The sequence below is a fragment of the Salinibacterium sp. TMP30 genome (assembly GCF_038397785.1).
Classification (GTDB): Bacteria; Actinomycetota; Actinomycetes; order Actinomycetales; family Microbacteriaceae; genus Rhodoglobus.
Window position 1 is genome coordinate 1,050,798 of record NZ_CP151642.1, and the last position, 24,470, is coordinate 1,075,267.

The 24,470-nt window shown below is 59.2% G+C and carries 21 protein-coding genes and 1 tRNA gene; 12 read left to right on the top strand and 10 right to left on the bottom strand.

Annotated elements, in window-relative coordinates:
- The first annotated feature begins 24 nt into the window (after positions 1 to 24).
- From AADH44_RS05145 to AADH44_RS05160, 4 genes are all read left to right on the top strand, one after another.
- A complete protein-coding gene (locus AADH44_RS05145; RefSeq protein ID WP_341954465.1) occupies positions 25 to 1,014 on the top strand; it encodes an ATP-binding cassette domain-containing protein in 990 nt (329 codons plus the stop codon).
- Positions 1,011 to 1,712, top strand: coding sequence for a methionine ABC transporter permease (locus AADH44_RS05150; protein WP_341954467.1), 702 nt, complete (start codon positions 1,011 to 1,013; stop codon positions 1,710 to 1,712). Before AADH44_RS05145 ends, AADH44_RS05150 begins: the two co-directional genes overlap by 4 nt.
- Before the next feature lie 78 nt (positions 1,713 to 1,790).
- The gene (locus tag AADH44_RS05155) at positions 1,791 to 2,618 is read left to right on the top strand and encodes a MetQ/NlpA family ABC transporter substrate-binding protein (RefSeq protein ID WP_341954469.1); all 828 of its coding nucleotides are present in this window, start codon (positions 1,791 to 1,793) and stop codon (positions 2,616 to 2,618) included.
- Positions 2,619 to 2,825: 207 nt separating this feature from the next.
- Positions 2,826 to 2,902 (top strand) — tRNA-Ala (locus AADH44_RS05160).
- Positions 2,903 to 3,053: 151 nt separating this feature from the next.
- On the opposite strand, the gene AADH44_RS05165 is transcribed toward AADH44_RS05160, so the two are convergent.
- Genes AADH44_RS05165 through AADH44_RS05185 form a run of 5 tightly spaced genes read right to left on the bottom strand, consistent with a single transcriptional unit; the run spans position 3,054 to position 8,723 of the window.
- On the bottom strand, positions 3,054 to 4,256 hold the full coding sequence (locus AADH44_RS05165) for a cation:proton antiporter (RefSeq protein WP_341954471.1): 1,203 nt from the start codon (positions 4,254 to 4,256) through the stop codon (positions 3,054 to 3,056).
- 9 nt (positions 4,257 to 4,265) lie between these two features.
- On the bottom strand, positions 4,266 to 4,760 hold the full coding sequence (locus AADH44_RS05170) for a TrkA C-terminal domain-containing protein (RefSeq protein WP_341954473.1): 495 nt from the start codon (positions 4,758 to 4,760) through the stop codon (positions 4,266 to 4,268).
- A gap of 55 nt (positions 4,761 to 4,815) precedes the next feature.
- Positions 4,816 to 5,610 carry a ferritin-like domain-containing protein gene (locus AADH44_RS05175; protein WP_341954475.1) on the bottom strand — a complete coding sequence of 265 codons (795 nt, stop codon included), beginning with the start codon at positions 5,608 to 5,610 and terminating at the stop codon, positions 4,816 to 4,818.
- 12 nt (positions 5,611 to 5,622) lie between these two features.
- Positions 5,623 to 7,926 (bottom strand): SDR family oxidoreductase, encoded by a 2,304-nt coding sequence (locus AADH44_RS05180; protein WP_341954476.1) that lies wholly within the window; start codon positions 7,924 to 7,926, stop codon positions 5,623 to 5,625.
- Positions 7,923 to 8,723: a hypothetical protein gene (locus AADH44_RS05185; protein WP_341954478.1), complete on the bottom strand. Its 801-nt coding sequence runs from the start codon at positions 8,721 to 8,723 to the stop codon at positions 7,923 to 7,925. The genes AADH44_RS05180 and AADH44_RS05185 overlap by 4 nt, the downstream gene beginning before the upstream one ends.
- A 110-nt stretch (positions 8,724 to 8,833) precedes the next feature.
- Here AADH44_RS05185 and AADH44_RS05190 point away from each other — a divergent pair, with 110 nt between their 5' ends.
- The 3 genes from AADH44_RS05190 to AADH44_RS05200 are packed head-to-tail and all read left to right on the top strand — an operon-like array spanning position 8,834 to position 12,185.
- Positions 8,834 to 9,649 (top strand): SDR family NAD(P)-dependent oxidoreductase, encoded by an 816-nt coding sequence (locus AADH44_RS05190; protein WP_341954479.1) that lies wholly within the window; start codon positions 8,834 to 8,836, stop codon positions 9,647 to 9,649.
- Positions 9,646 to 10,341, top strand: a complete 696-nt coding sequence (locus tag AADH44_RS05195; RefSeq protein WP_341954480.1) for a lysophospholipid acyltransferase family protein — start codon at positions 9,646 to 9,648, stop codon at positions 10,339 to 10,341. Before AADH44_RS05190 ends, AADH44_RS05195 begins: the two co-directional genes overlap by 4 nt.
- Positions 10,338 to 12,185 (top strand): FAD-binding oxidoreductase, encoded by a 1,848-nt coding sequence (locus AADH44_RS05200; protein WP_341954482.1) that lies wholly within the window; start codon positions 10,338 to 10,340, stop codon positions 12,183 to 12,185. Before AADH44_RS05195 ends, AADH44_RS05200 begins: the two co-directional genes overlap by 4 nt.
- Here the strand turns inward: AADH44_RS05200 and AADH44_RS05205 are convergent.
- Together AADH44_RS05205 and AADH44_RS05210 are read right to left on the bottom strand one after the other, a co-directional pair.
- Positions 12,169 to 12,408: a hypothetical protein gene (locus AADH44_RS05205; protein ID WP_341954484.1), complete on the bottom strand. Its 240-nt coding sequence runs from the start codon at positions 12,406 to 12,408 to the stop codon at positions 12,169 to 12,171. The genes AADH44_RS05200 and AADH44_RS05205 overlap by 17 nt on opposite strands.
- Positions 12,402 to 13,880 (bottom strand): SDR family NAD(P)-dependent oxidoreductase, encoded by a 1,479-nt coding sequence (locus tag AADH44_RS05210; RefSeq protein ID WP_341954486.1) that lies wholly within the window; start codon positions 13,878 to 13,880, stop codon positions 12,402 to 12,404. Before AADH44_RS05210 ends, AADH44_RS05205 begins: the two co-directional genes overlap by 7 nt.
- Before the next feature lie 85 nt (positions 13,881 to 13,965).
- Between AADH44_RS05210 and AADH44_RS05215 the strand changes: the two genes are divergently transcribed.
- Genes AADH44_RS05215 through AADH44_RS05225 form a run of 3 tightly spaced genes read left to right on the top strand, consistent with a single transcriptional unit; the run spans position 13,966 to position 18,883 of the window.
- Positions 13,966 to 14,859 (top strand): EamA family transporter, encoded by an 894-nt coding sequence (locus AADH44_RS05215; RefSeq protein ID WP_341954488.1) that lies wholly within the window; start codon positions 13,966 to 13,968, stop codon positions 14,857 to 14,859.
- A 40-nt stretch (positions 14,860 to 14,899) separates the two neighbouring features.
- Positions 14,900 to 17,449 (top strand): DUF3516 domain-containing protein, encoded by a 2,550-nt coding sequence (locus AADH44_RS05220; protein ID WP_341954489.1) that lies wholly within the window; start codon positions 14,900 to 14,902, stop codon positions 17,447 to 17,449.
- 48 nt (positions 17,450 to 17,497) lie between these two features.
- Positions 17,498 to 18,883 carry an MFS transporter gene (locus AADH44_RS05225; RefSeq protein WP_341954490.1) on the top strand — a complete coding sequence of 462 codons (1,386 nt, stop codon included), beginning with the start codon at positions 17,498 to 17,500 and terminating at the stop codon, positions 18,881 to 18,883.
- 88 nt (positions 18,884 to 18,971) lie between these two features.
- Here AADH44_RS05225 and AADH44_RS05230 read toward each other — a convergent pair whose 3' ends face one another.
- Entirely contained in the window at positions 18,972 to 19,793 is an 822-nt protein-coding gene (locus AADH44_RS05230) for a UbiA family prenyltransferase (RefSeq protein ID WP_341954491.1), read from the bottom strand.
- 68 nt (positions 19,794 to 19,861) lie between these two features.
- Here AADH44_RS05230 and AADH44_RS05235 point away from each other — a divergent pair, with 68 nt between their 5' ends.
- Positions 19,862 to 20,332 carry a hypothetical protein gene (locus AADH44_RS05235; RefSeq protein ID WP_341954493.1) on the top strand — a complete coding sequence of 157 codons (471 nt, stop codon included), beginning with the start codon at positions 19,862 to 19,864 and terminating at the stop codon, positions 20,330 to 20,332.
- A 32-nt stretch (positions 20,333 to 20,364) separates the two neighbouring features.
- A complete protein-coding gene (locus AADH44_RS05240; protein ID WP_341954495.1) occupies positions 20,365 to 21,555 on the top strand; it encodes a glycoside hydrolase family 3 N-terminal domain-containing protein in 1,191 nt (396 codons plus the stop codon).
- 28 nt (positions 21,556 to 21,583) lie between these two features.
- Here AADH44_RS05240 and AADH44_RS05245 read toward each other — a convergent pair whose 3' ends face one another.
- Both AADH44_RS05245 and AADH44_RS05250 read right to left on the bottom strand, forming a co-directional pair.
- Entirely contained in the window at positions 21,584 to 22,627 is a 1,044-nt protein-coding gene (locus AADH44_RS05245) for an FUSC family protein (RefSeq protein WP_341954497.1), read from the bottom strand.
- Entirely contained in the window at positions 22,624 to 24,420 is a 1,797-nt protein-coding gene (locus AADH44_RS05250; protein ID WP_341954498.1) for a glycoside hydrolase family 15 protein, read from the bottom strand. Before AADH44_RS05250 ends, AADH44_RS05245 begins: the two co-directional genes overlap by 4 nt.
- Between the last annotated feature and the right edge of the window lie 50 nt (positions 24,421 to 24,470).

A 24,470-nucleotide genomic window follows, 5' to 3' on the forward strand; every position in this document is an offset into this window, starting at 1 on the left:
ATCGCCTTCATTCTTTGGGGTTTCATGATTACGCTTTCTTCCGTCACCAAGACGTTTGGTGCCGCCGCAAACGTGGTTCGTGCGCTCGACGATGTGAGTATCGTTGTACAACGCGGCGAGATATTCGGTGTGATTGGCCAGAGCGGGGCGGGCAAAAGCACACTCATCCGCACCGTCAATCTTCTTGAACGACCCGACTCGGGCACCGTTACGGTCGCCGGCCGTGAATTGACCGCGTTGAGCGACCGCGACCTACTTCAGGCGCGGCGTGAGATCGGAATGGTTTTCCAGCAGTTCAATCTGCTCGATAGCCGAACGGTGCGTGGCAACGTTGAGCTCGCCCTTGAAGTTGTTGGGGTAAACCGTAGCGAACGCACCGGCCGTACCAACGAGATTCTTGAGCTCGTGGGCCTTGAGCACAAGGCGAAGCAGTACCCGGCACAACTTTCGGGTGGACAGAAGCAGCGTGTGGGAATCGCTCGAGCGCTGGCCTCCCGCCCTCGGGTTTTGCTCAGCGACGAAGCAACCAGCGCGCTCGACCCTGAAACTACCGATTCGATCCTGCAGTTGCTTCGCAGCCTCAACCGTGAACTTGGTCTCACCATTTTGCTGATCACTCATGAGATGGATGTCGTCAAAAGCATCTGTGATTCCGCAGCGCTCATGAGCGGTGGCCGCATTCTCGAGCAAGGCCGTTTGGTTGATTCGCTTGCCCAGCCGGGCTCGCAGCTTGCGCGTGGCCTATTTCCGCTTGGTGAGCTGCCCGAGGGCAGTTCCACCGTCATCGATGTGACGTTCGCCGGTTTATCGTCGGGACGACCCGTCGTGGCTCAACTTGCCCGCACTCATCAACTCGATGTTGGTCTGATTGGTGCTGCGATGGAGACAATCGGCGGCGCCCAGTCGGGGCGTACCCGCCTCGAACTTCCGGGACCGATTGAGGCACACACTGCGGCGATCGATGATCTGCGCGCACAGGGGCTTGTTGTTGAGATTGTGAGGAGCGGACGGTGATCGATTCTCAGGCTCCCGGCTTCTGGCCGCAGCTATTCGAAACGCTCCTGAAGGCAACGGGGGAGACCCTGTACCAGGTGGGTGTCACGATGCTCATCACGATCATTGTTGGGCTCGCAGCAGGCACTCTTCTGGTGATAACTGACCGCGGGGGCATCCTGGAGCGACCGTTCGGCAGCCTTGTGGTTGGGCGCATCATCAACGCCGTTCTTCAAACGGTGGTGAACTTGGGGCGTTCGATCCCGTTCATCATCCTGATGATCGCCCTCATCCCTTTCACGAGGCTGTTGCTGGGTTCGGCATTCGGTGTAACGGCCGCGATTGTGCCGCTCACCGTGGCGGCGATTCCGTTTTACGCGCGAATCGTTGAGATTTCGTTGCGCGAGGTCAACGAGGGACTCGTCGAGGCAGGTCACTCCCTGGGTGCGACTCGATGGCAGTTGGTTTCGAAAGTGATTGTTCCTGAGGCGGTCCCTGGCCTCATCCGTGGCTTTACAACGACAGTGGTGTCGATTGTGAACTACTCGGCAATTGTGGGCGCGATTGGTGGTGGAGGTCTTGGCGATGTTGCTATTCGCTATGGTCACCAGCGCTACAGCGTCATCCACATTGTTGCGGTAATCATCGTGTTGGTGGCGATTGTGCAGATCATTCAGGTGGTCGGCGCTCGCCTGGCGAGCCGAATGTCTCACCGCTGACCCTGTCGGCGGCTTACCCCTGAGTAGTTTTCCCATTTTCACGTACCACCGTTCGTTTTCTCTCGATTAAGGAATGTCATGTCACGCTCCAAATTCTTCTCACTCTCCACTGTGGCCGCCGCTGGCGTGCTCGCTCTGACCCTGGCTGGATGCTCGGCTCCCGCTGAGGAAGCGGCGCCTACTGATGGCACGCTCGGCTCGCTCACGGTTGGCGCTACCGCCACCCCTGCAGGCGAGATCGTTCAGTTTGTGATCGACAGCGGGCAGGCCGAAGCGGCTGGTCTCGAGCTTGAGATCGTCGAATTCACTGACTACACCACGCCGAACCCGGCGCTGAGCGAGGGCAGCCTCGACGTCAACCTGTTCCAACACGAACCGTTCTTGGATCTCTTCAACGAGAACACGGGCGACAACCTGTCTGTTGTTGGCCAGGTCTACCTCCCGCCTCTGGCCCTCTACTCGAAGACTGTCGATGAGCTCGCTGACCTGAAGGATGGTGCCAAGATCGCGTTGCCGAATGATGCCAGCAACGAGGGTCGTGCGCTTCTCCTGCTTGCGGATGCTGGACTCATCGAGACCACGGATGCGCCGTCGACTGTTGCGGACATCACCGCCAACCCGAACGACTTCACCTTCATTGAGATCGATGCGGCAAGCCTGCCTTCGGCCCTTGATGATCAGGATGCCGCCATCGTCAACTTCAACTACGCGGGTGCGGCGGGCCTGACCGGTGACCTGCAGTTGGTTACGGAGCCGACCACGAGCTCGTACTACAACATCCTTGCCACCCGCGATGAGCTCACGAGCGACCCGCGCGTGCTCACGCTGTATGAACTGTTGACCTCTGACGAGACGAAGGCGTACATCAGCGACTTCTACGCCGGACTCGTTATCCCCGTTGCCTAAGGGAAATCCTCGCTAACTAGGCTACGTTTCTGCTTGCGCGTGGGGCGGTCAGCATCCAATCGGATGCCGGTCGCCCCTTGCTGCTTAGCCACGTTCTTGCTGTGATTCTGAGGAACTTTGGGCTCGGAACGCTCAGATGGTTCTGGATGCCCCGCGCATGTACTATTCTTGAGAAGTTGCATTTTCGGTAACGAAGATAAGACAAATGGGTCCATGGCGCAGCCCGGTAGCGCACCTGCATGGCATGCAGGGGGTCAGGGGTTCGAATCCCCTTGGATCCACCAAAACCCCTGATGAGAGGAATCTTTCGTCGGGGGTTTTTGTGTGTCTAAGGCCCAGCGGGCCAGAAGTGGGCCATCTAAGGTCAGCAGCACTTGCGGGGGTTGAGGGCGTTTTCGCGCCACAACTTTCTGGCCTCTGCGTTCGTGAGCGTCGCTACGGCGCCGCGAGCGGTGTCGACTGTGGCGGGTTCCCGGCGTCCTTGCGCACGCGAGCCTTGAACCATTTGGCGTCAGGAATGCGCGCCAAGATGGGTCCGGAGACGATTGTCATGAGCACGTAGGCGGCTGCGAGCGGAGCAATCATTGGCTCGATGCCGGCACCGACGGCGAGACCGGCGATCACGATCGAAAACTCTCCTCGAGGAGTCAACGTGAGACCTGTGCGCCAACGGCCGGCCGCCGCGATTCCCGCTCGTTTAGCAGCGAGGTAGCCCGACAGCGTTTTGGTAGCGATCGTGACGATCGCGAGAGCAAATGCGGGAAGCAGTACTGGCACAATGTCTGCCGGAGATGTCGAAATTCCGAAGAAGACGAAGAATACTGCAGCGAAAAGGTCGCGCAGAGGAGTGATGAGCTGCGCCGACTGGTGTGCAACAGGTCCAGAGATTGCAATCCCGACCAAGAAGGCACCGACTGCGGCAGAAACGCTCACCTGCTCCGCAAGACCCGCTACCAGCATCGTGAGTCCGACCACGCCGAGGAGCAACGCTTCAGCGTTCTTGTCGGGAAGAAGCCGTGACAAGAATCGGCCGTGACGCAGCGCAACGTAGAGAATGATGAGAACAACCGCCACGGCGATTGCCACGGTAAATGCGCCCTGCAACAGGCCAGCACCGATCACGAGCGCAGATAGCACCGGAAGGTAAAACGCCATAGCGAGGTCCTCCATCACGATGATGGAGAGGATGGTCGGTGTTTCCCGGTTACCGAGTCGGCCAAGGTCACGAACAACTTTTGCAATCACTCCCGACGATGACACCCACGTGACACCGGCCAACGCGACCACAGCGGTGGGTTCCCAACCTAAAAGGATTGCGAACAGAGCACCGGGCAGGGCATTGAACACAGCATCAAGAATTCCCGAAACCTTGGATGTCTTGAGGTTCGAGACGAGCTCGTCGGCGGAATACTCCAAACCGAGCATCGCTAGCAGCAGAATTACACCGATCTGCGAACCGACTGCGAAGAACTCTTCTGAGGCCTGAAAGGGGAGAAGACCGCCCTCGCCAACGGCAAGGCCGGCAAGCAGATACAGCGGGATGGCAGAGAAACCAAAGCGTGCGGCAACTCGACCCAGCACGCTGAGAACCAGCAAGAGAGCGCCAACTTCAATGAGCAGCTGCGTCGTCTCATGCATACGCGAGCCTTAGCTGGGGCCGTTGTTGATGAGCTTGCCAAGAGCGTCGAGACCCTTGCGGGTGCCTACAGCAACAATCACGTCGCCTGATTCAAACTGAACCTCGGGACCAGGAGACGGAAGAACGTCATTGCCGCGCGCGATTGCAACGATTGACGCGCTCGTTAATGTGCGCGCCTTCATGTCGCCCATCGGATGCCCGACAAAACCGGAACCGCCCGGAAGAGAAATTTCCTCGGTGAAGAGCCCCTCAGCCTTCTCGCCAAGAACCGACAAACGGCTCAACGTCAGCGAAGAGCCAAGAACCTCAGCAATAGCGGCAGCCTCGTCATCGGTGAGCGAGATCGAGGCAGCATTCGAGTCCGGGTCATCCGCATTGAAAAATGCAAGATCGCGTTCACCCGAGCGCAGCGAAACTACGCTGACACGGCAACCTGATTTGGTAATCACATCATTGCGGACACCAAAACCAGGAAGGTCAATTCGTTCGATTCTTACGCCCACGTCTCCAACTTACCCATTCGTTAGTGGCCAATAGTCCAGCGAGAAGCCTACGCCTTTAGGCTGCAACCCCATACTTTTTCATTGAGGTCTCCACAATGGTGAGACCCTCGAGCCCTGGCATGCGAGAAATGTGTTCATCGAGCTTCCGGATTTCGCGCAAACCCTCGTCGCCGGAAAAGAGGTGGCCCATCACATGCGTGACTTCTTCAGCAGGCATGATACTCGACCCCACTGGACCCCACGCGCCCTTCAACGCGAGGCGAGCGAGCACCTGAGCCTTCTTGCTCTTGGCCAAACGTTCACGAGCCTGGGTCGCATAGAACGCAACATGGCGCGCCTCTTGCTTGGCAATCCGTCGCAGCAACTCAGAGAGCACCGGATGCTGCTGAAGATCCGCGAGGCGATTGTAAGCGGCAACTGCCGACCACTCATTCGCGGCACCCCAAATCATGTGCACCGCGATGAAATCTTTGCCGATGACGTTGCCTAGCACCGACTGCTTGATGGGGTCGAGGCGATCCTTCCACCCCAGTTTGAGGCGGGTTGCCTTGAGCTGGTCGAAGTCGAGCGTCACCTTGTGGGCGCCGAGCACCTTGGAGAGTGCTTCGCCGTGCCAGAACTCTTCACGGTTCCACATCGTCATAAACGCGCTCACGTCGACCTCTTTATGCGAAGGCGTCACAAGCAAATCGCGAAGATAGCACACCGTGTGGTACTCAACATCAGCCATATAGCGAAGGCTGCGCAGGGTGGTGTCTGGCAGGGGGTTGCGCTCAAACTCGGTGAAATCGAGATCACCCCACTGCACCTTTTTCGAGGTGGAGGTGTAGCGATCAATATCAAATGCCATGAGGTGTGGGAACTAGCTCGAGGGAGTCGAGTTCTGTTCCTCTCCTTCCTGGTGCGCGAATGCCGCAGCGCGAGGTCTCGGAATAGGGGAGCTAGGGGAGCGGCGCTTCCAATCGAGCACACTCCACCGCTTCTCTTGAGCATGCTTGTATAGGTTCACATCGGGGTTGACTGCGCTGGGATTACCGACGAGCTGCAACCACATCAGGTCGGCATGGCTGTCACCATAGCCATACGACTGGGCCAGAGTGAAGCCGTGAAGATCCGCGTAATGACGCAGCCAGGCAGCCCGTGCCTCATCCACGAGGGGTGGATCAGCCAAGAAGCCCGTGAGCACGCCGTCGCGTTCATGCATACGCCCGGCAACAACCTCATCGAAGTAGGGCAAGAACGGTGTCACCATCAGGTCGATCGTTCCGGTCACCAGGATGGTGCGATGGCCAGCGTCACGGTGCTCCTGAACACGGAGCAGAGCATCCGGCATCACTCGACGCATCATGGCGCGACCAAAACTGCCGCGCACCATCCGCTCAATCTCAACAATCTTGAACCCCTCATAGCGACGCATGAAGGTGCGAATGAACTCACCACGGTCACGACGCTCGGCACGCCAGTACTTGCGCAGCGAGAAAGTGAAATTGGCTAGGTCGTGCACAACTTTGGAACGAGGAACTGTTCCGCCCCAGAGCAGCAGGTACTGCTTCACGAGATTCGAATCGACGACGGTGCCCTCAAGGTCGAACACTGCGACAACATCGGTGCGATGCGGCAGCTTTTTGGCGGTGCGAGTCTTCGCAGCAGGCCGATTCGCAAACGCCCGAGTGAGCGTCGTGATTGCGGGAAAGTGCACCTGCTGAAAATAGCTTTCCCAGTTGATCTCGGTGACATCGAAGCGCGCGCTGGGAGAAGTCTTCTGAGGCAGAGAGGCGAGGAGCTGACGAGTATTGGCATCATCGAAGATGATCTCGGTCTGCACGTAAGCGCGGTAAAGGTCAGTGAACGCGCGCAGTACCTCGAGCTGATGCTGGCCACTCTTAACCTCATCGAGCCAGCGGCGCGTGCGGGGAGTGGTCGGCAGCTTGGTGATTGTCCGCTCGGCACGGGCGGCTTGACGCTCGCGCTTGACGAGCGCTTTTTCGACACGTTGACCGCCCGGGAATCGCCACAAAGGAACGCTGATCTCGCCATCTTCCGCGGGAAGCGGATTAGCGGTGAAGTACGCGTTGACATTCTCATACATCCGGTGGAACGGCAGCGGATTGCTCGCGCCAGAACTCACGTGGTAGTACTGGGGTGCCGTCGGGTCGGCCTCCGTGGCCGCAGCGGCCAAAGCGGCATTAACGACAAAATCGACCGGGATCACATCGAGGATTGAGTCGGGAAGGCCGGGGAAGTCAGGCAGTTGCCCGCGGCCGTACGCAAGGATCAGAGGATCCGCGACCTTGAACCCATCGATCCAACCGGGAAACGGATGATGCAGCGCGCTCTCGATGATCGAGGGGCGAACCACCGAAAGTCGATGCCCCGACTGAGCCCAGAGTTCCTCGGCAACACGCTCAGCGAATGCCTTCGTGAGCGTGTAAACGTCGGTCCATCCGAGACTTTCGGCGCGCATCCGGCCGTAGTCAACAAGTCGATCGTGCACCCACTGAGCGCGAGCAGCCTCGGTGAATTGGGCTACGGCCTGGGGACCAGCCTTGCCGTGGCGAGCCTTCGCCGCGGTGAGTTGGGCACGAAGGGCCTCGGGCTGGCGGGATTCGAACTCAACGCGAGTGCGAGCCGTGCGAGCCGCCTCATACTCGGTGCGCCAGTCCACGTCGTGCAGGAGCGTAGCTTCGGGCACGATACCCTTGCGGATTCCGCCGACATAGGCGGTAGAAATGTGCACAACGTGCGGTCGAGACTTACTCTCCAACAGTGCTGTGTAGATGCCCGTCGCTCCGCCAACGTTGGTGTCGAATGCTTCATCGATAGGCGGATCAAACGAGACCGTAGATGCCCCATGAATGACGACATCAATGTCATCGGGCAGCGGCCCAACATCCGTAAGGCTGCCGTCAATCACGGTGACCCGGTGCGCGACCTCTTCGAGGGCTTTCTCCGTGCCGATGGATTCCATCCACTGTGCAAAGACTGGTTTGCGCATGAGGTTGGCAAGGCGCCCCTCGCCGCTGGTCGAGCCTTTCGCGCGCACCAAGATCGAAATTCGGGTTCCGGGATGGCTCGACAGCAAACGCTCGAGGATTGCCTGACCGACGAAGCCGGTGGCTCCGGTCAGAAAAACATGCTCGCTGGTGAGGGTGTTGACGGTCGTCATAAGGCGGCGGCCCGTTTCATCAGGTTGAGGTTGCTTTGGCCATCGAGGGAGTCGATGAGTGCATCGATGTCAACGATGGTGGATGGCTGGCTGCGGAACAGGTGCGAGAAGAAGAAGGTGGTATTTTCGCGGGGCTCGGCGCGTGCACCAATCGGCCACGGTGTTTTGGTGAGGCGCCGCCGCGTGACCTTCTGAGCACGAACCGATCCCGCGAGGCGGTGTCGGGCTTGAGCCTCGAAGAACTCCAACTGTCGAGCTTTGGTGGCGAGTAGGCGAGAGACGATGTCGACGAGCTGCGGGTGGGGCTCGAGCTCGATGAGACGACGGTAGGCCGCCTGCATGAGCCACTCGTCCACGGTGCCGAGCGTGGTGTGCACCGCGATCATCGGGAGCCCGACAATGTTTGCCACGATGGATTCGCGAATTGTTCGCTCCACCGGGGTGCGAAACGGTGTGCGGTCTACTTCGCCGCCGTCGTTTGCACGAATAACCTGATCGAGAGCATCCGCAATCCAATACTTCTCGAACGCCCACGTAATCAAGAATGCGGTAACGCGTGCGTCCTTATGCGTTGCTGTTACCAGCACGCTGCGCAAGTGCGTCATCGTGCCACGCTCGACGACCTGCAGATAACGCAAAACCCGCAGCGTCTCGGCACTCAGCGGTTGCAACTCGTATGCCCCAAGATTGAGAAACTCCCGGTAGCTGTCGTGCGCGTCATCCGCATAAGCCCGCACATCGAAAGCGGGCGCGGGGATAGACATGTCGTCGAGGGCAACCTCAAGACCTCTTGGCATCGTTCTCCTCCGCTCGAAGCAGTGTGGGGGCGGCGACTCTCAGCAATTCTAGTTGCGACTCAGAGGCGAGCACACAATCGTTTCTGAGTGCTTGCCGTAGTCTTGGCGTCATGGCAATAGCGCTCATTACTGGCGGAACATCAGGCATTGGAGCCGAGTTTGCGCGGCAACTGGCTGAAACCGGCACGGATCTCATCTTGGTCGCACGGAACGAGACCCGGCTCAACGAAACCGCAACCAGCCTACGTGGAGAATTCGGAATCGCTGTCGAAACCATCAGCGCAGACCTCGCGAATCGCGACGACGTCGGGCGGGTCGCCGAGCGCCTCACCGACCCTGACCGGCCCATCGATCTGTTTGTCAACAACGCCGGCTTCGGCGTCCATGCCAGACTTACAGGCGCCGACGTCGCAAGTATCCACGAACATGCCTTCGATGTTATGTGCCGCGCTGTTTTGATTCTCGGGGGTGCAGCGGGCCGTGTCATGCGCGAGCGTGGCAGCGGTCGCATCATCAACGTGTCGAGCATCGCCGGGCTAGTGACCATGGGCTCGTACTCAGCGATCAAAGCGTGGGTGGCCTCATACAGCCAGGGGCTTGCAGTAGAACTGCGCAATACGGGAGTTACTGTGACGGCGCTCATGCCGGGGTGGGTCGTCACTGAGTTCCACGAACGGGCGGGCATCCGCACAGGGTCTATTCCTTCGTTTATGTGGGTTGACGCGGCGACCCTCGTGAAGGGTGCGCTGCGTGACGCCGCACGCGGCAAAGTTATCTCCATACCTACTGTTCGGTACCGAGTCATCGGATGGTTTGCTCGACATTTGCCTCAGACCACAATTCGTTGGATTTCTGCCAAGATTTCTTCAAGCCGAAGTGACGAGGGCTCCGAACCTCATGGTGTGAGAGATACGACTACGACATGACCCGAGCTTTTGACCGATTCACCTCGCCAACAATGGCAGGTGCGAGATTCGTGGCGCAGCGCGGAATGCTCAAACCGTTGGTGTGGTCGCTTGTTAGCGTCGAAGTTAGAGGAATCGAGCACATCGAGCGCCATGACGGCCCCTTCATTGCGGTCGCAAATCACTCCAGCCATTTGGATGCTCCACTGATCATTGGGGCGTTACCAAGCAACCGAGCACGCTATCTCGCCGCGGGCGCTGCAGCCGACTACTTCTTCGAGGTGTGGTGGCGCAAAGGGCTCACCACACTCTTCTTCAACGCCTTTGCGATCGAACGCAATGCTGAAGGCAAGCGTGCGAGTGCGTCTCGCTCGCTACTCGAACGCGGTGTTCCTCTTCTCATTTTTCCCGAAGGTGGACGCACACGCGAGGGAGCGCTCACGCGATTCAAGCCGGGTGCCGCCGCGCTCTCCATTAGCACCTCAGTGCCGTGCCTTCCCATCGCCCTCGTCGGCGCTGCTACGGCGATGCCGCGCGGCGTGAACTGGCCAAAGCTAGGACGGCCGCCCGTCACTGTAGTCTTTGGCGAACTGCACCACCGCAAAGAATCTGAAACTTCAGAAGCTTTCTCGACGCGACTTGCCGACGCCGTGCGGCAACTGCACGAAACTGTTCAACCCGTGCCAAGCGCAACCCCGAAGGGAATCCAATGACCGCTGTCAAACACATGAAGTGGTGGGGTTGGGGCAACGAAGGGGTGGGATTCCACCACGAAGACAAGCCCGGTTTCGCTCCCTTCGTGCAGTATGCGGTTGGCCTCGATCTCGTCTCCGCGACCCGCGCGGGCGAACCCTCCTTCGATGACCTGAACGTTCCGAAGAGCAAAGCAACCGCAGCGTTCGTCAAGCAGTTTGCCGCGATAGTTGGCGAAGACAATGTCACTCGCGACGACATGGTTCGCGTCATCCACACCTACGGCAAAGGTCTTCGCGATCTCGTGCGTATTCGAAGCAACGCCATTAAGCGCAGCCCTGACGTTGTGGTTTACCCTGCCGATGAATCAGAAGTGCAAGCGATCGTAGATGCCGCCGTGGCAGCCAATGCTGTCATCATTCCTTTTGGCGGCGGCAGCAATATTGCGGGCAGTCTAGAGCCGATGCCTGCCGAGAAGCGCGTTGTCATCTCACTTGATCTAGGACGGCTTCGCGAAGTTGTCGCGATCGATAAAGATGCCGGCCTTGCCCGTATCCAGGCTGGCGCCCAGGGGCCTGACCTCGAAGAACAGCTCAACGCTCAAGGATGGACGATCGGGCACTTTCCCGACAGCTTCACTCACTCGACCGTCGGTGGCTGGGTAGCGACGCGCTCTTCGGGAATGCAGTCAGACAAATACGGTGACATTGCGGACATCACTCGAGGACTGCGTGTCGTTCGACCGGGCGGGCTGCTGGTCTTGCGGCCGTTGCCGAGTACCTCAAGCGGACCGAGCGTGCGCGAAATGATCCTCGGCAGTGAGGGCCGTCTGGGTGTCATCACTGAGGTCACCGTGCAGGTGCATCGCATCCCCGCCAAGCGTGACGTCTACGCCTACTTCTTCCCGAACTGGAAGTCGGGCATCGCCGCAATGCAGGCGATCGCAGAGTCGGATGCCACGCCATCCATCACGCGAATCTCTGATGCCAAAGAGACCGGATTCTCGCTCGCAACGAGCAAGAGCCGCACTGGCGTTAGCAAGTTCACCGCGGAAACGGCACTACCGAAAATCATGACAGCCAAGGGCTGGAACCTTGACGACATTTGTCTCTCGTTCATCGGGTTCGAGGGCAGTGTTGATCATGCGAAACTCCAAAAAAAACTGGTCGACAAGATCGTGAGCAAGCATGGCGGAATGGGTGTGGGCAAAGGCCCCGGCATTCTGTATGACCAGAAGAAGTTCGACACCCCCTACCTGCGAGACTTTTTGCTCGATATGGGTGCTGCCGGCGACGTGTCAGAGACCGCAACCCCATGGTCGTCAGTAGTGAAGCTTCATTCCGCGGCCCACAATGCTGCCCAGCGGGCCTACGATTCGCTCGGCACTAAGGGCTGGATCATGTCGCACATGTCTCACTCCTACCACTCCGGTGCGTGCCTCTACTTTACGTTTGCGTTCACTTTCGGTGACGATCCGCTGGGCGAATACGACACAGTCAAGCGCGCGATTCAGCAATCGTTCGTCGACAACGACGGCACCATCTCGCACCATCACGGTGTGGGCGTTGAGCACTCACCGTGGCTTGAACAAGACATTTCGACTGAGGGGCTCAAAATTGTGCGCGGGCTACTTGCCTCCGCCGACCCAGAGAGCAATTTCAACCCCGGCAAGATCACGCCGGGCGAGGGTGCTCCGTTAGCGGCTGTTTCGGCGAAGAAGGCCGCGCCCGCTGCGAAGAAAGCTGCCCCCACTGCCAAGAAGTCGACTCCCGCGAAGAAAGCCGCGCCCGCGAAAAAGCCCGCGCTAGCGAAAAAGCCGGCGCTAGCGAAGCCGACCGGTGCGAAAGCTATTCCGAAGAAATAGTGCGGGGGCGAGGTGCCGGCGGTGGTGGCACCTCTTTGGCTGCGATCACCCGTGCGAACTCAATAGTTTCGAGACCGCGTTTGGTGGCAACAACGCAGTGGGTGTCATCGGCGAGGTGAAAGTAGCCGAGCGCATCGGTGGCGCGACCGTCGTCAATGAGGTGGCGTACGACAACCCGGGTACCGCTGACGGTTGCCTTCAGAAATTCGGCCGGCGTCACCATGAGCTCTTGTCGTAGTCCTTCAGGAAGATGCCAAACAGATCTTCGCCATCCTCGCCGCGCACGATGGGATCGTAGACACGAGCCGCACCATCGACGAGGTCGAGCGGCGCGTGAAAGCCCTCTTCGGCCAGCCGCACCTTTGTGGGGTGTGGGCGCTCATCCGTGATCCAGCCGGTGTCGACACTGGTCATGAGGATGCCGTCGTTTTCGAACATTTCGCGGGCGCTCGTGCGGGTAAGCATGTTGACAGCAGCCTTCGCCATGTTGGTGTGTGGATGCCCGGGGCCCTTGTAACCGCGACCAAATACGCCCTCCATTGCCGAAACATTAACGATGTATTTGCGTCGTGACTGTGAGGCAGCCATTGCTGGACGCAGTTTCGAGATCAACACGAACGGTGCCGTGGTGTTGGCCAACTGAACTTCGAGCATTTCGAGAGGGTCAACCTGATCAACGTGTTGGGTCCACGAGTTGATCGAGTCGAGGTCAGGAACGAGCCCACCGGCATCAATTGCGGTGCCGGCGGCGAGGCGTTCAAGCGAGCTCGAGCCAGCGCTCATCGCTTGCTCGGTCAATTCTTCGGCACGCGTAGCGGCAGCAGCCAAGATGGGGTGCGCCGCGACGGACTGCGCGAGCGCCTGCGGGTGAGGATCGTTGGTGTGCCCGAACGTCACGAGTTCGGGCAGTGGGCCATCGGGTAGCGGCGCTAGCTCACCATCGACGAGCGGCTGGTAGGCGCCGGGGGAGCGACGCACCGTCTGTGTTGCGTTGTTGATGAGGATGTCGAGCGGGCCCTGAGCGGCAACGGAATCCGCCAGTCCAATAACCTGGGCGGGGTCGCGCAAGTCGATTCCCACCACCCGGAGTCTGTGCAGCCAGTCTGCGGAATCGGGAAGACTTGAGAAGCGGCGAACGGCATCCCGAGGGAACCGCGTAGTGATTGTTGTGTGCGCGCCATCCCGCAGCAAACGCAGCGCAATGTACATACCGATCTTTGCCCGACCGCCGGTAAGCAGGGCGCGCTTGCCCGTGAGATCAGTGCGCGCGTCACGCTTAGCGTGGTTGAAGGCTGCACAGTCGGGGCAGAGCTGGTGGTAGAACGAATCAACCCTCGTATAGGGCTGCTTGCAGATGTAACAGGGGCGCGCTTTGATGAGCTCGCCGGCGGTGGGAGCCATGGTGTTTGTCGAGATCGGGATGCCACGAGTCTCGTCATCAATGCGATCCGCGGCGCCGGTCGCGGTTGCGGCAATTACTTGTCGATCAGCATCCGCGATAGTGGCGCGCTTTTCGAGGCGGCGTTCTTTCTTGACCGCTTTGAACATTGCGGCAGTGGCCCGCCGAATGGTGATGAAGTCAGGGTGCTCCTCGTCAATTTCCGCCATTTGGGCCAAAACTTTGAGGGTCGTTTCACGTTCCGCGGGGTCGAGGCCACTGTGGCCGGGCTCGGGGGATTCGCTTGAATTGGGCACACCAGATTCTACCCGCGGGCACAAGGCACCGTGCTCCGGCCGTGTTCGGCTGCCAACGCATCCTTCGTGGCTCTAAGCTGGCGGAATGATCGTCAGTGTCGTGCTCGCGCTTGCTGGCTCCCTCTTTTATGGTGTCTCGGACTTTTTTGGCGGGTTAAGCACGCGGCGCTTACGCGTTGTTCCGGCGACGACGATCATCCACGTCTTCGCAACTCTCGCACTGCTAGCGGCATTGCCCTTTGTTGTTGTACAGTGGGAGGCCGGCGCCATCCTTTGGGGTGCAGTCGCGGGAGTGAGCGCGATCATTGGGCTCCTCACTTTTTATGCGGCGCTTGCCGACGGACCGATGAGCCTCGTTGCGCCCCTCATCGCCGTTGTCGGTGCTGTGGTGCCGGTCGCGTTTGCGGTGATCACCGGAGAGCAGTTGCCGCCACAGGCATGGGTGGCGATCGTTCTCGCTCTGGTGAGCGCGCTGCTGGTTTCGGTGACGAGATCGGATGCCGCGGTTAGAGTTCGTCCCCGCACGGTCGTGGTCGGCGTGATCTCGGGAATCAGCCTTGGTTCCGCTCTGATTGCTCTTGATCGAGCGCCAGAGTCGGCTGGACTCGCTACCGCGGTGATCGAAATCCTTGTCGGCCTTTGCGCGATGCTGATCTTGCTCGCGCTCACGAGACTCAGTGCTCCGCTTCGACGGTTTCTGGCGCAGTTCGACCATCAGCCCGAAGGCGGCCCGGTGGTGAGCGTCGGCCGTGCGCGGCTGCTTGCTGCGATTGGCGGCGTGCTCGTTGGTGCTTCGAACGCGTTCATTCTGTTTGCGCTCCAAGCGGGGAGCTTGGCTGTGGTCTCCGTTCTCGTGAGTCTTTACCCGCTTGCCACGATCGTGCTTGCCCGGTTCACACTGCATGAGCGCGTCAGCAAGGTTCAACTTCTGGGCATGGGGCTCGCGCTCGTCGCCTCGGTGATGTTGGCACTCAGCTAGTTCGGCGCGCCCGGGCCCGTCACCCAGCTACGGTTAACCAATGTCTTCACTCTTGGATGCGCTTGGGACACCCTATGACGCAGACGCAACCTATGACGCTTTCGTTGGGTGGGCATCCGATCGCGGGTTGAGTCTGTATCCGGCACAGGACGAAGCGGTAATCGAGCTGGTCTCGGGCGCGAACGTCATACTGTCGACCCCGACAGGAACGGGTAAGTCCCTCGTGGCAATTGCAGCCCACGCAATTGCGCTCGCTCAGGGGCAGCGCACGTTCTACACAGCGCCGATCAAAGCGCTCGTGAGCGAAAAATTCTTCGCCCTTGTTGAGATTTTCGGTGCCGAGAATGTGGGGATGGTCACCGGTGATTCTTCGGTCAACGCCGATGCCCCGATCATCTGTTGTACCGCAGAGATTCTGGCGAATCTGGCGCTGCGTGAGGGCGCGGATGCCAGAGTCGACCAGGTGGTTATGGACGAGTTCCACTTCTATGCTGACCCCGATCGCGGCTGGGCCTGGCAGGTGCCCCTGCTGATTCTTCCCAATGTGCAGTTCGTATTGATGTCGGCGACCCTCGGCGATATGCAGCCGTTGGCAGATGACTTGAGCCGCCGCACGGGCCGAGAGACCAGCCTCATCACCGGCGTCGAGCGCCCAGTGCCGCTGCACTACTCGTGGGCGATCACACCAATTCACGAGACCGTGGAAGACCTGTTGTCTACTGGGCAGGCTCCGATCTATATCGTGCACTTCTCGCAGGCTGCGGCGCTTGAGCGGGCTCAGGCGATGACCAGCATCAAGGTGGTCACGCGGGAGCAGCGTGACCTGATTGCCGAGGCGATTGGCGACTTTAGGTTCACCACGGTGTTCGGAAAGACACTTTCTCGACTCATCCGGTCGGGCATCGGTGTGCACCATGCGGGGATGCTGCCCAAGTACCGACGACTCGTTGAGCAGCTCGCTCAGCGCGGGCTGCTGCGGGTCATCTGCGGCACCGACACGCTCGGCGTGGGAATCAATGTGCCCATCCGCACGGTGTTGTTAACCCAACTAACCAAGTTCGATGGAACTCGAATGCGCCAATTGACGGCGCGAGAGTTCCACCAGATCGCTGGCCGTGCTGGCCGGGCCGGCTTCGACACGGCGGGTACCGTCGTCGCTCAAGCTCCCGAGCATGAGTCTGAAAACGCCAAGATGGTGGCCAAAGCAGGCGATGACCCCAAGAAGCTGCGCAAACTCGTACGCAAGAAGCCCCCCGAAGGCTTTGTGACATGGAGCGAATCGAGTTTCGAGCGGATGATCGCCGCCGAGCCAGAGCTGCTCACCAGCAATATGCGCATGAATCATGCCATGATCCTCAACGTGATCGCTCGCGGCGGAGACGTCTTCTCGAATGTGCGGCACCTGATCGACGACAATCATGAGCCACGACACAGTCAGCGCGAACTTGCCCGGCAGGCGCTCGCGATCTACCGCACACTTCGCACTGCAGAGATCGTGGAGGAACACCGAGTCTCCGATACCATCATCGTGGATGGCGAAGAAGTTGAGAGCTTCGACGAACGCATCGAGATCCGGCTCACCGTCGACCTGCAAGCCAACTTTGCGCTCAATCAGCCCCTATCGCCGTTCGCAGTCGCGTCATTTGACTTGCTCGACCGCGAGTCACCCGCCTACCCGCTCGACATGATTTCTGTGCTCGAAGCGACCCTCGACAACCCACGACCAATTCTTTCGCAGCAACAGTTCATGGCGCGCGGCGAAGCGGTCGCGGCAATGAAGTCGGAGGGAATTGAGTACGACCAGCGTATGGAATTGCTAGAGGAGGTCACGTGGCCAAAACCTCTTGATGAGTTGTTGACGGCGGCCTTTGAAATGTACAGCGCCAGCCAGCCGTGGATTGGTGACTTCGAGTTGAGTCCTAAAAGTGTGGTGCGCGACCTGTACGAACGGGCCATGACTTTTGCCGACTTTGTTGGCTTCTACGGGCTCGCGCGCAGCGAGGGCCTAGTGCTCCGGTACCTTTCCGACGCCTACCGGGCAACCCGTCAAACAATTCCGGATGACGCTAAGACTGACGAACTTCTCGACCTCATCGAATGGTTGGGCGAACTGGTTCGCCAGGTTGACTCGAGCCTCATCGACGAGTGGGAGGCCATGACGAACGGGGCCGACAGTGCTACCAGCGCTGAGCCGGTGTTGCCGCCCACCCCGGCATCCGTTGTCACTAATGCGCGAGCATTTCGCGTTCTCGTACGCAACGAGATGTTCCGCCGTGTGCAGTTAGCGGCTCGTGATGACGCGGTTGCTCTTGGTGAGTTGGATGCGGCAGCAGGCTTCGATGAGCAGGCCTGGGGTGAGTCCCTTGACCGCTACTTTGAGGAACACAACAGCATGTCGACGGCCGGGGATGCCCGTGGGCCCGCGATGATTGCGATTACAGAAATGCCGGGCACGTGGCAGGTACGGCAGATCGTTGCTGATCCGGCGGGTAACCACGATTGGTCGATTGCGGCAACGGTTGATCTCGCCGAATCGGCAGCTGAAGGCGTCGCCGTTGTGCGCGTTTCTGGTTTTGATCGGCTCGATTAACTGACATTTTGGGCATAAAACAGTTCGCTCTGGGTGTTGAATAGCTGTGTGACACGAGACCAACGACTCATTCTGACCATTGCTATCCTTGCCTCGTTTGTGGCGTTTCTTGATAGTTCGGTCATCAATGTTGCGTTGCCCGCGATCCGCGACGAGCTGGGTGGCGGTCTCAGCACGCAGCAGTGGGTCGTCGACGCCTATCTCATCACTTTAGGCTCGCTGATCTTGCTCGCCGGATCGCTCTCTGACGTTTTCGGCCGCATTGTTATTTTGCGCATTGGGCTCATCGCGTTTGGTGTCACGTCGGTGCTCATTGCGCTAGCTCCTACTGCGGAGCTCATGATTGTCTTGCGGGGATTTCAAGGTGTCGCCGGTGCGCTGCTGGTGCCCAGTTCCCTCGCACTCATCATGTCGACGTTTCGCGGTCCGGCACAGGCCCGTGCTATAGGCCAGTGGACAGCGTGGACAAGTGCAGCGTTCATTGTTGGTCCCGTGCTGGGCGGCATCTTTGTCGATGTGCTCAGCTGGCGGCTCGTTTTCGCTATCAACGTTGTGCCGATCGCGGCGACCCTGTGGATGCTGGTGGTGCTTGGCCAGAAAGACGAACGCAATCGGGAAACCCGCATCGACTACCTCGGGGCCGTATTGGGAATCGTCGGTCTCGGTGGACCCGTCTTTGCCCTCATCGAACAGGGAAATTATGGGTGGGGGAGCCCGGCTATTCTCGTGCCCCTCATTGTTGGGCTGATCAGTCTGGTCGCCTTTGTGCTGTGGCAGCGCCGCGCACCCCAACCGATGTTGCCGCTCGCACTGTTTCGGGAGCGCAATTTCAGTATGGGAAACATCGCGACGATTTTCATCTATGGGGCTCTGGCTTTGGGCGGATTCATCGTGGTCGTTTATCTCCAAGAGGTTGCGGGTTACGCGGCGACCTTCGCGGCGCTCGCGTTCTTGCCGTCGTCGATTGGCATCATCCTGCTCTCGTCGTATTTCGGTCGCCTGAGCGGTAAATATGGACCGCGAATTTTTATGACTGTTGGTCCGCTGTTAGGAGGGATCGGCTACGTAACATTCCTGTCGATGCAAGAGAGCGTCAACTACTTCACGCAAGTCTTACCGGGCGTTGTGCTCTTCTCGGTGGGCCTGTCGATGACAGTGGCCCCTTTGACCTCGGCAATTCTTGGAGCGATTTCGGCACGTCAAGCCGGAATCGGATCTGCCGTGAACAACGCCGTCTCCCGAATTGCGGGGCTCATCACGGTTGCGCTTGTGGGGGTGATCGTGGTCGGACCCTTGACGGTCGACAACTTTCACCGTGTCATCATCGTCACGGCAGCGCTATTCTTCGCGGGTGCCGTCGTGTCGTTTGTGGGCATCCGTAATCCTGTTCATGCTGAGGCCGAATCAACGGATGTCGCCACTCCTCGTGCCTAGCGCTTGAGTGAGGTTGCGCGCTCGAGTGAGGTTGAGCACTCGAGTGGGATTGCGCCGGGGGCGAGGGTTAGTGCGCGAGCCTCGCCCTCTAACTTAGACGGGGAGCCGAGAGCAGCAGTAGAGCCACATTGATCAACGCTGCCGCAATCGTGAGGCGAAACAGAATGCGCTTCATCGTGTTTCGTATGACCAGCACGACACTGGCGACGGCGAGTATGAGCGTGAGAGTCAAGCCGATAATCGAGACAACCGTTATGGCGCTTCCCGCGCCGAGAACAATGGTGAGGGATGCTGAAACTAGACTCGCAGCGATCACAAGCCCTGAGATGCGTGCGCCGAGTCGGTGGGGGAGCCCACGCACTCCAGTGACGCTGTCATCGTCGAGGTCAGGCAAGACGTTGCTGAAGTGGGCGGCGACTCCGAGCAGAGCACCGGCAGCGAGTGCCCAGCCATGAGCAAGCCGCGGAGGGTCGGCGGCGAGTGTCACGATTGCCGGGAGCGAGCCAAAACCGATGATGTACGGAATCACGGATGCTGTGGTCGACTTGAGCCCGACGTTGTATAGCCAGCCACTGGCAAGAAAAAGCACGTGAGCGAGTGCAGCGAGTCCGCCTATCGTCAGCGAGAGTGCAATGGATGCTGCTGCGAGAAGAATCGCAGCCCGAGCGACAGTTGCCGAGGTGATCTCTCCGCTTGCGATGGGCTTATCCTCGCGACCGTTGCGACTATCGCGTGCCGCATCTAGCCAGTCATTCGAGAGCCCGATGGAGAATTGATTGCAGAGAATCATTAGCGTCACGACAACGATCCTCCACGGATCGAGTCCAATGCCCAGGGCGAGGGCGAAGGCTATGAACGAGACCGCAACGGTGGGACCGGGGTGTGATGAGCGGAAAAGAGCGTGAAGCATTCGGTAAGAGTAGCGCTCTGCGGCAACGATATTGCGGACTCTCAGTCGCTGTGACCTATGTTGATCACGTGAGTGAAGTTTTTGATGCCTCGGTGCTTGCCGCCAGGCTGCCCGGCACCTGGAGTGTTGCGGCGACCAATTTTCCGATGTGGCTCGACGGGCGGCGCCACGATCCAGAATTTACCTACGAAGAAGTCGACGGCGGCGAACTAACCCTGGCTGACACGGTGAGGTACATGACCGCTGACGGCGAGCCGAAAACGATCGTGGGTACAGACCAGTTGCGGGGTGATGAGTTTCTCTGGCGTGGACAGGGGTGGCTCAAGCTTTTTACGAGTCGGTGGCATGTTGTCGGAGCAGACGACGCCTTCGACATTGTTGCGATACGTTTTTCGCGCTCGCGGTTGACCCCTGCCGGAATCGACGTCCTCGTGCGCAAAGATGCCGCGGTGGTTTCCGTGCGATCGACCGTCGCACACGGCACAGAAAAGTTCGGAATCAGCGCTGAAGAATTTGCGTCTCTCACTTGGCTTTCCTGAGTCATCAGCGCTAATCCGGGTACCATCGCAGAATGGCTAGAGTGCGGCGAACCCTAGCGGCCGCGGCGATAGTTGCTCTTTCGGCTGCGCTCGTCGGGTGCAGTGCGGTTTCACACACCCCCGTTGTTCCCGCGCCGACCGTCGCGCCTCGAGCCGAGCCCGGTGTTATGAATCCGGTCGACCAGTACGCACTTGATCGGCTTGCCACGATGTCCCTCGGGCAAAAAGTGATGAGCATGCTCATGGTTCACGTGCCGGGTATCCAACCCAGCGTCAGCATCCCCGCAATCTACGATGGCGTCGGCGGTTTTATCTTGATGGGCGACAATATTCCCGACTCGTTAGCGCAGCTGCGTGGAGAGACGTCAGCGCTCAGCGACGAGTCTGGTCTGCCCGTGCTTGTGGCTACCGATCAAGAGGGCGGTATCGTTCGGCGTGTGCCCACCGATACCGCGCCTTCGGCATACGAATTGCGCTCCCAAGTACCTCGGGCATCCTTCGATGCATTTGCCCAACGTGGTGCGCTGTTGCAGTCGGTGGGTGTTTCGGTGAATTTTGGAATTGTTGCTGACATTGCCAGTGATCGATCAAGCTTCATTTTCGAGCGTTCGTTCGGGTCGTCAGGTGCGGATGCGGCTGCCCGAGTTTCGGAGGCAGTCGCTGGGGAGTCGCAAGTGCTTTCCACTCTTAAGCACTTTCCGGGTCACGGTGCCGCTCCCGGAGATTCGCATTCAAGCATCCCGTCAACGTCAATTTCGCTCAGCGATTGGAGCACAACTCATGCATTGCCTTTTGAGGCGGGCATCGAAGCTGGTGCGCCGATTGTGATGTTTGGGCATCTCGCATTTACTGCTGTTGATCCCCAGCCGGCGACGTTTTCCCCGCGGTGGCACGAGATTCTCCGCGACGATCTCGGCTTTGACGGGATGGTGATCACGGATGACATGGGCATGTTGGAGCGTTCCGGCATTCCTGAGTACTCGAATCAGGTTGCAAACGCAGTCCGGGCGATCGAGGCGGGAAATACGATGTTGCTCTACGTCGGCGCAGTAGATGTTCCGGGGATAGTGTCTGCCGTAGACCAGGCAATCGACGATGGCGAGCTCGATGAATCCACGATCGACGAGGCTGCACTCAAAATATTGACGCTTCGTCGCACCCTGTCAGGGGAGACCGGGCGGTTCGTGCACTGCTCCGCCGACTGCGTGGCCATTTCTCGCTAGCGGGACGGTGAGACACCCTCGACGTCGGCTAACCATTGTCGGTATCGCCGACGATCTCCTCGTGCACGCGTCGTACGTCTTCGAGCAGTGAGCCGATCAGAATCCAATGTTCTGGATGGGCGGTGAGCACCGCGAGCGGTGCCGTTAGCGTGAGCAGTTCCCGTGTTGGCGGCGCAGCCTCACGCTCAGCTGGTGCTCGCCCTCGCAGTCGCAAGTCGTGTGCCGCGCGGTCGAGTTCGCGAGCAATCGACATGACTACAGGGTCTGATGCCAAATTGTTGTCGTACCGGTCATGAATAGCCCGTGCCATGCCGAGTGTGCGAGTAACCAGCACGGTCAACATAGCGAACAACTCTGACTCGCGCCGCAGCATCCGGTGATGCTTGCTTCGCCTCGGGTTGAGAGTCAGGCTATTGGTGCCTTCGCGAAGTGCGATGGATGCCGCATCGCGCAGATCGCGCAGCAGTCGCGCGTCTTCAAGAAGCGTGTGAAGCTGTGCCTCGGACTGTGGAGTGCGCAATGCCTCAGCCAACGAATCGAGTACCGCTGCTGTTTTCTTCGTCAATAGCGCGACAGCCACACGAGCGGGGCTGACGAAGACCGGGGCAACAATCGCAAGGTTGACGATCAACCCGATCACGGCACCGATAATCGTCTCAATGATCCGCTCACCAGCGTAGCCCGCATCTTGACCACCGAGAGCGAGAACGAGCATCGCGCTAATGGGTATTTGGTTGGCGGAGCCGGGCCCGAGTCGCAGCGCCCAGGCAACGAGTACCGAAATGATGATGACACTCAGGATCACCCAACTTTGGTCGCCGAAGAGCTGGCCGGCTCCAAGTGCAATCACTACACCGGCAACAACACCGATGCTGCGCTCAACGCCCTTCTCGATTGACTGGGTGACGCTTGGCTGAACCACCAACAGGGCCGCGATTGCGGCGAAAATCGGCAGCGGCTGCTGGAGAGCGAAGCCTGCAACTATCCAAGCAATTACTGCTGCTACCGAAGTCTTGAGCACCTGCAACAAAGGCGAACGACGCGCGAGTGTGAGCGTCGTCAGTACTTTCATTTACCGCTCTTTACTTTCGAGATCGCGTCGGCGGCGCGCACAAGTGCGAGATGGCTGAGTGCTTGCGGAGTGTTGCCAGCTTGGCGCTCGTTGACGGTGTCGTATTCTTCGCTGATGAGTCCGACATCGTTGGCAAACCCGACGAGCCGATCCATGAGAATGGTTGCATCCTTGATCCGATCAGAGCCAGCATATTGTTCGACAAGCCAGAAGGAGCACGCGAGGAAAGGGTTCTCGCCATCGGGGAGACCGTCTACTCCGGTTTCTGTGCGATAGCGCAGCAAAAGACCATCGACGAGGAGTTCCTCTTCGATGGCGGCTACCGTGCCGAGCATCCGCGGGTCGTTAGGGGCCAGATAACCAACTTGGGGGAGTTGTAGGAGCGAAGCATCTACGCCAGTGCCGCCGTAGTACTGAGTGTAAGTGCCGCGGTCTGCGTCCCAACCGTCACGTTCGATCTCTTCATGGATCTCCGAGCGAATCTTGATCCAGTTCTCGACGGGGCCCTCAAGGCCGAACTCTTCGACCGCGGTGATCGCACAATCCATGGCGGCCCACAGCATTACGCGTGAATGAGTGAAATGACGTTCCGGACCGCGAATCTCCCAGATGCCGTTGTCTGGGCGATTCCAGTTGTCTTCGACGAATGTCATCAGCGCGCGTTGGAGCGGCCAGGAAAAGTCGTTTTCGTGCACGCCAGAACGACGAGCGGCCTGGAGTGCGACCATGACCTCCCCGAAGACGTCCCCCTGGAATTGATTGAACGCACCATTGCCGATACGAACCGGTGTTGCTCCTTCGTAGCCGGGAAGCGAATCGAGATCGCGCTCCTCAAGCCAGCGTTCTCCCGAGAGTCCATACATGATCTGAACATCGGCAGGATCGCCAGCAATTGCCCGCAGCAGCCAGCGACGCCATGCTTCAGCTTCGGCGATATAGCCGTGATCGAGCAACACATGCAGCGTGAGCGCGGCGTCGCGAAGCCAGACATAGCGATAGTCCCAGTTTCGGCTGCCGCCGAACCATTCGGGCAGGCTCGTGGTAGCTGCGGCAACAATTCCGCCGGTGTCTTCGTGAGTAAGCGCGCGCAGTACCAAGAGTGATCTTTTGACGATCTCTGGATACTGTTCCGTCGGTTCACAATGGGCAGCCCAGTTGTGCCACCATTCGCTCGTGCGGGCGAGTACATCGTCGACGTTTACTGCAGCGGGTGGGTTGCGGTGTGCCTGGTACCACGTCATCGTTAGGTCGCGAGTTTCGCCTTCGCTGATCACGAAGTTTGCTGTGTGCTTGTGGTCGGCCGAATGCAGCTCGATACCTCGCGCGACGATTGCGTCTGGACCGGCTACCGCGATAACGGCGTGGCCACCCGCCTCAGGGGCTTGGTGTAGCCACGGTAGCGCGGTTGCGTAACCGAATCGGATCAGCAGTTCAGTGTGCATGGCAACTTTTCCGCGTATCCCGCGCACTCTGCGCACAACGTCAGCACGTCGGTTTCCGTAGGGCATGAAATCTATTACTTCGACTTCGCCCTCGTCAGTCACCCACGTGGTAACGAGAATAAAAGTGTTCTCGCGATATTTTCGAGTGACGGTGACTGTCGCAGAATCATAGAGACTCGCGATCGGCGCAACAAGCCAGCGGCCGTGATCTTCATTGCCGAGTAATGCACCGAACATCGATGCGGAGTCGAATCTGGGAAAGCAGAGCCAGTCAATGCTTCCATCGCGGCCAACAAGGGCAGCCGTCTGACAGTCGCCAATAAGGGCATAGTCTTCGATTGGTAACGCCATAGGACAATCATTGCAGCGTCAAGAGCTCGCTTACTGCACATCCGGTCATC

What these genes read in the sequence shown, in the direction of transcription:
- AADH44_RS05200 (WP_341954482.1), top strand. Translation starts at nt 10,338, where the DNA reads ATGACCGCTGTCAAACACATGAAGTGGTGGGGTTGGGGCAACGAAGGG.
- AADH44_RS05155 (WP_341954469.1), top strand. Translation starts at nt 1,791, where the DNA reads ATGTCACGCTCCAAATTCTTCTCACTCTCCACTGTGGCCGCCGCTGGC.
- AADH44_RS05195 (WP_341954480.1), top strand. Translation starts at nt 9,646, where the DNA reads ATGACCCGAGCTTTTGACCGATTCACCTCGCCAACAATGGCAGGTGCG.
- AADH44_RS05215 (WP_341954488.1), top strand. Translation starts at nt 13,966, where the DNA reads ATGATCGTCAGTGTCGTGCTCGCGCTTGCTGGCTCCCTCTTTTATGGT.
- AADH44_RS05165 (WP_341954471.1), bottom strand. Translation starts at nt 4,256, where the DNA reads ATGCATGAGACGACGCAGCTGCTCATTGAAGTTGGCGCTCTCTTGCTG.
- AADH44_RS05230 (WP_341954491.1), bottom strand. Translation starts at nt 19,793, where the DNA reads ATGCTTCACGCTCTTTTCCGCTCATCACACCCCGGTCCCACCGTTGCG.
- AADH44_RS05180 (WP_341954476.1), bottom strand. Translation starts at nt 7,926, where the DNA reads ATGACGACCGTCAACACCCTCACCAGCGAGCATGTTTTTCTGACCGGA.
- AADH44_RS05185 (WP_341954478.1), bottom strand. Translation starts at nt 8,723, where the DNA reads ATGCCAAGAGGTCTTGAGGTTGCCCTCGACGACATGTCTATCCCCGCG.
- AADH44_RS05245 (WP_341954497.1), bottom strand. Translation starts at nt 22,627, where the DNA reads ATGAAAGTACTGACGACGCTCACACTCGCGCGTCGTTCGCCTTTGTTG.
- AADH44_RS05240 (WP_341954495.1), top strand. Translation starts at nt 20,365, where the DNA reads ATGGCTAGAGTGCGGCGAACCCTAGCGGCCGCGGCGATAGTTGCTCTT.
- AADH44_RS05175 (WP_341954475.1), bottom strand. Translation starts at nt 5,610, where the DNA reads ATGGCATTTGATATTGATCGCTACACCTCCACCTCGAAAAAGGTGCAG.
- AADH44_RS05145 (WP_341954465.1), top strand. Translation starts at nt 25, where the DNA reads ATGATTACGCTTTCTTCCGTCACCAAGACGTTTGGTGCCGCCGCAAAC.
- AADH44_RS05190 (WP_341954479.1), top strand. Translation starts at nt 8,834, where the DNA reads ATGGCAATAGCGCTCATTACTGGCGGAACATCAGGCATTGGAGCCGAG.
- AADH44_RS05220 (WP_341954489.1), top strand. Translation starts at nt 14,900, where the DNA reads ATGTCTTCACTCTTGGATGCGCTTGGGACACCCTATGACGCAGACGCA.
- AADH44_RS05205 (WP_341954484.1), bottom strand. Translation starts at nt 12,408, where the DNA reads ATGGTGACGCCGGCCGAATTTCTGAAGGCAACCGTCAGCGGTACCCGG.
- AADH44_RS05250 (WP_341954498.1), bottom strand. Translation starts at nt 24,420, where the DNA reads ATGGCGTTACCAATCGAAGACTATGCCCTTATTGGCGACTGTCAGACG.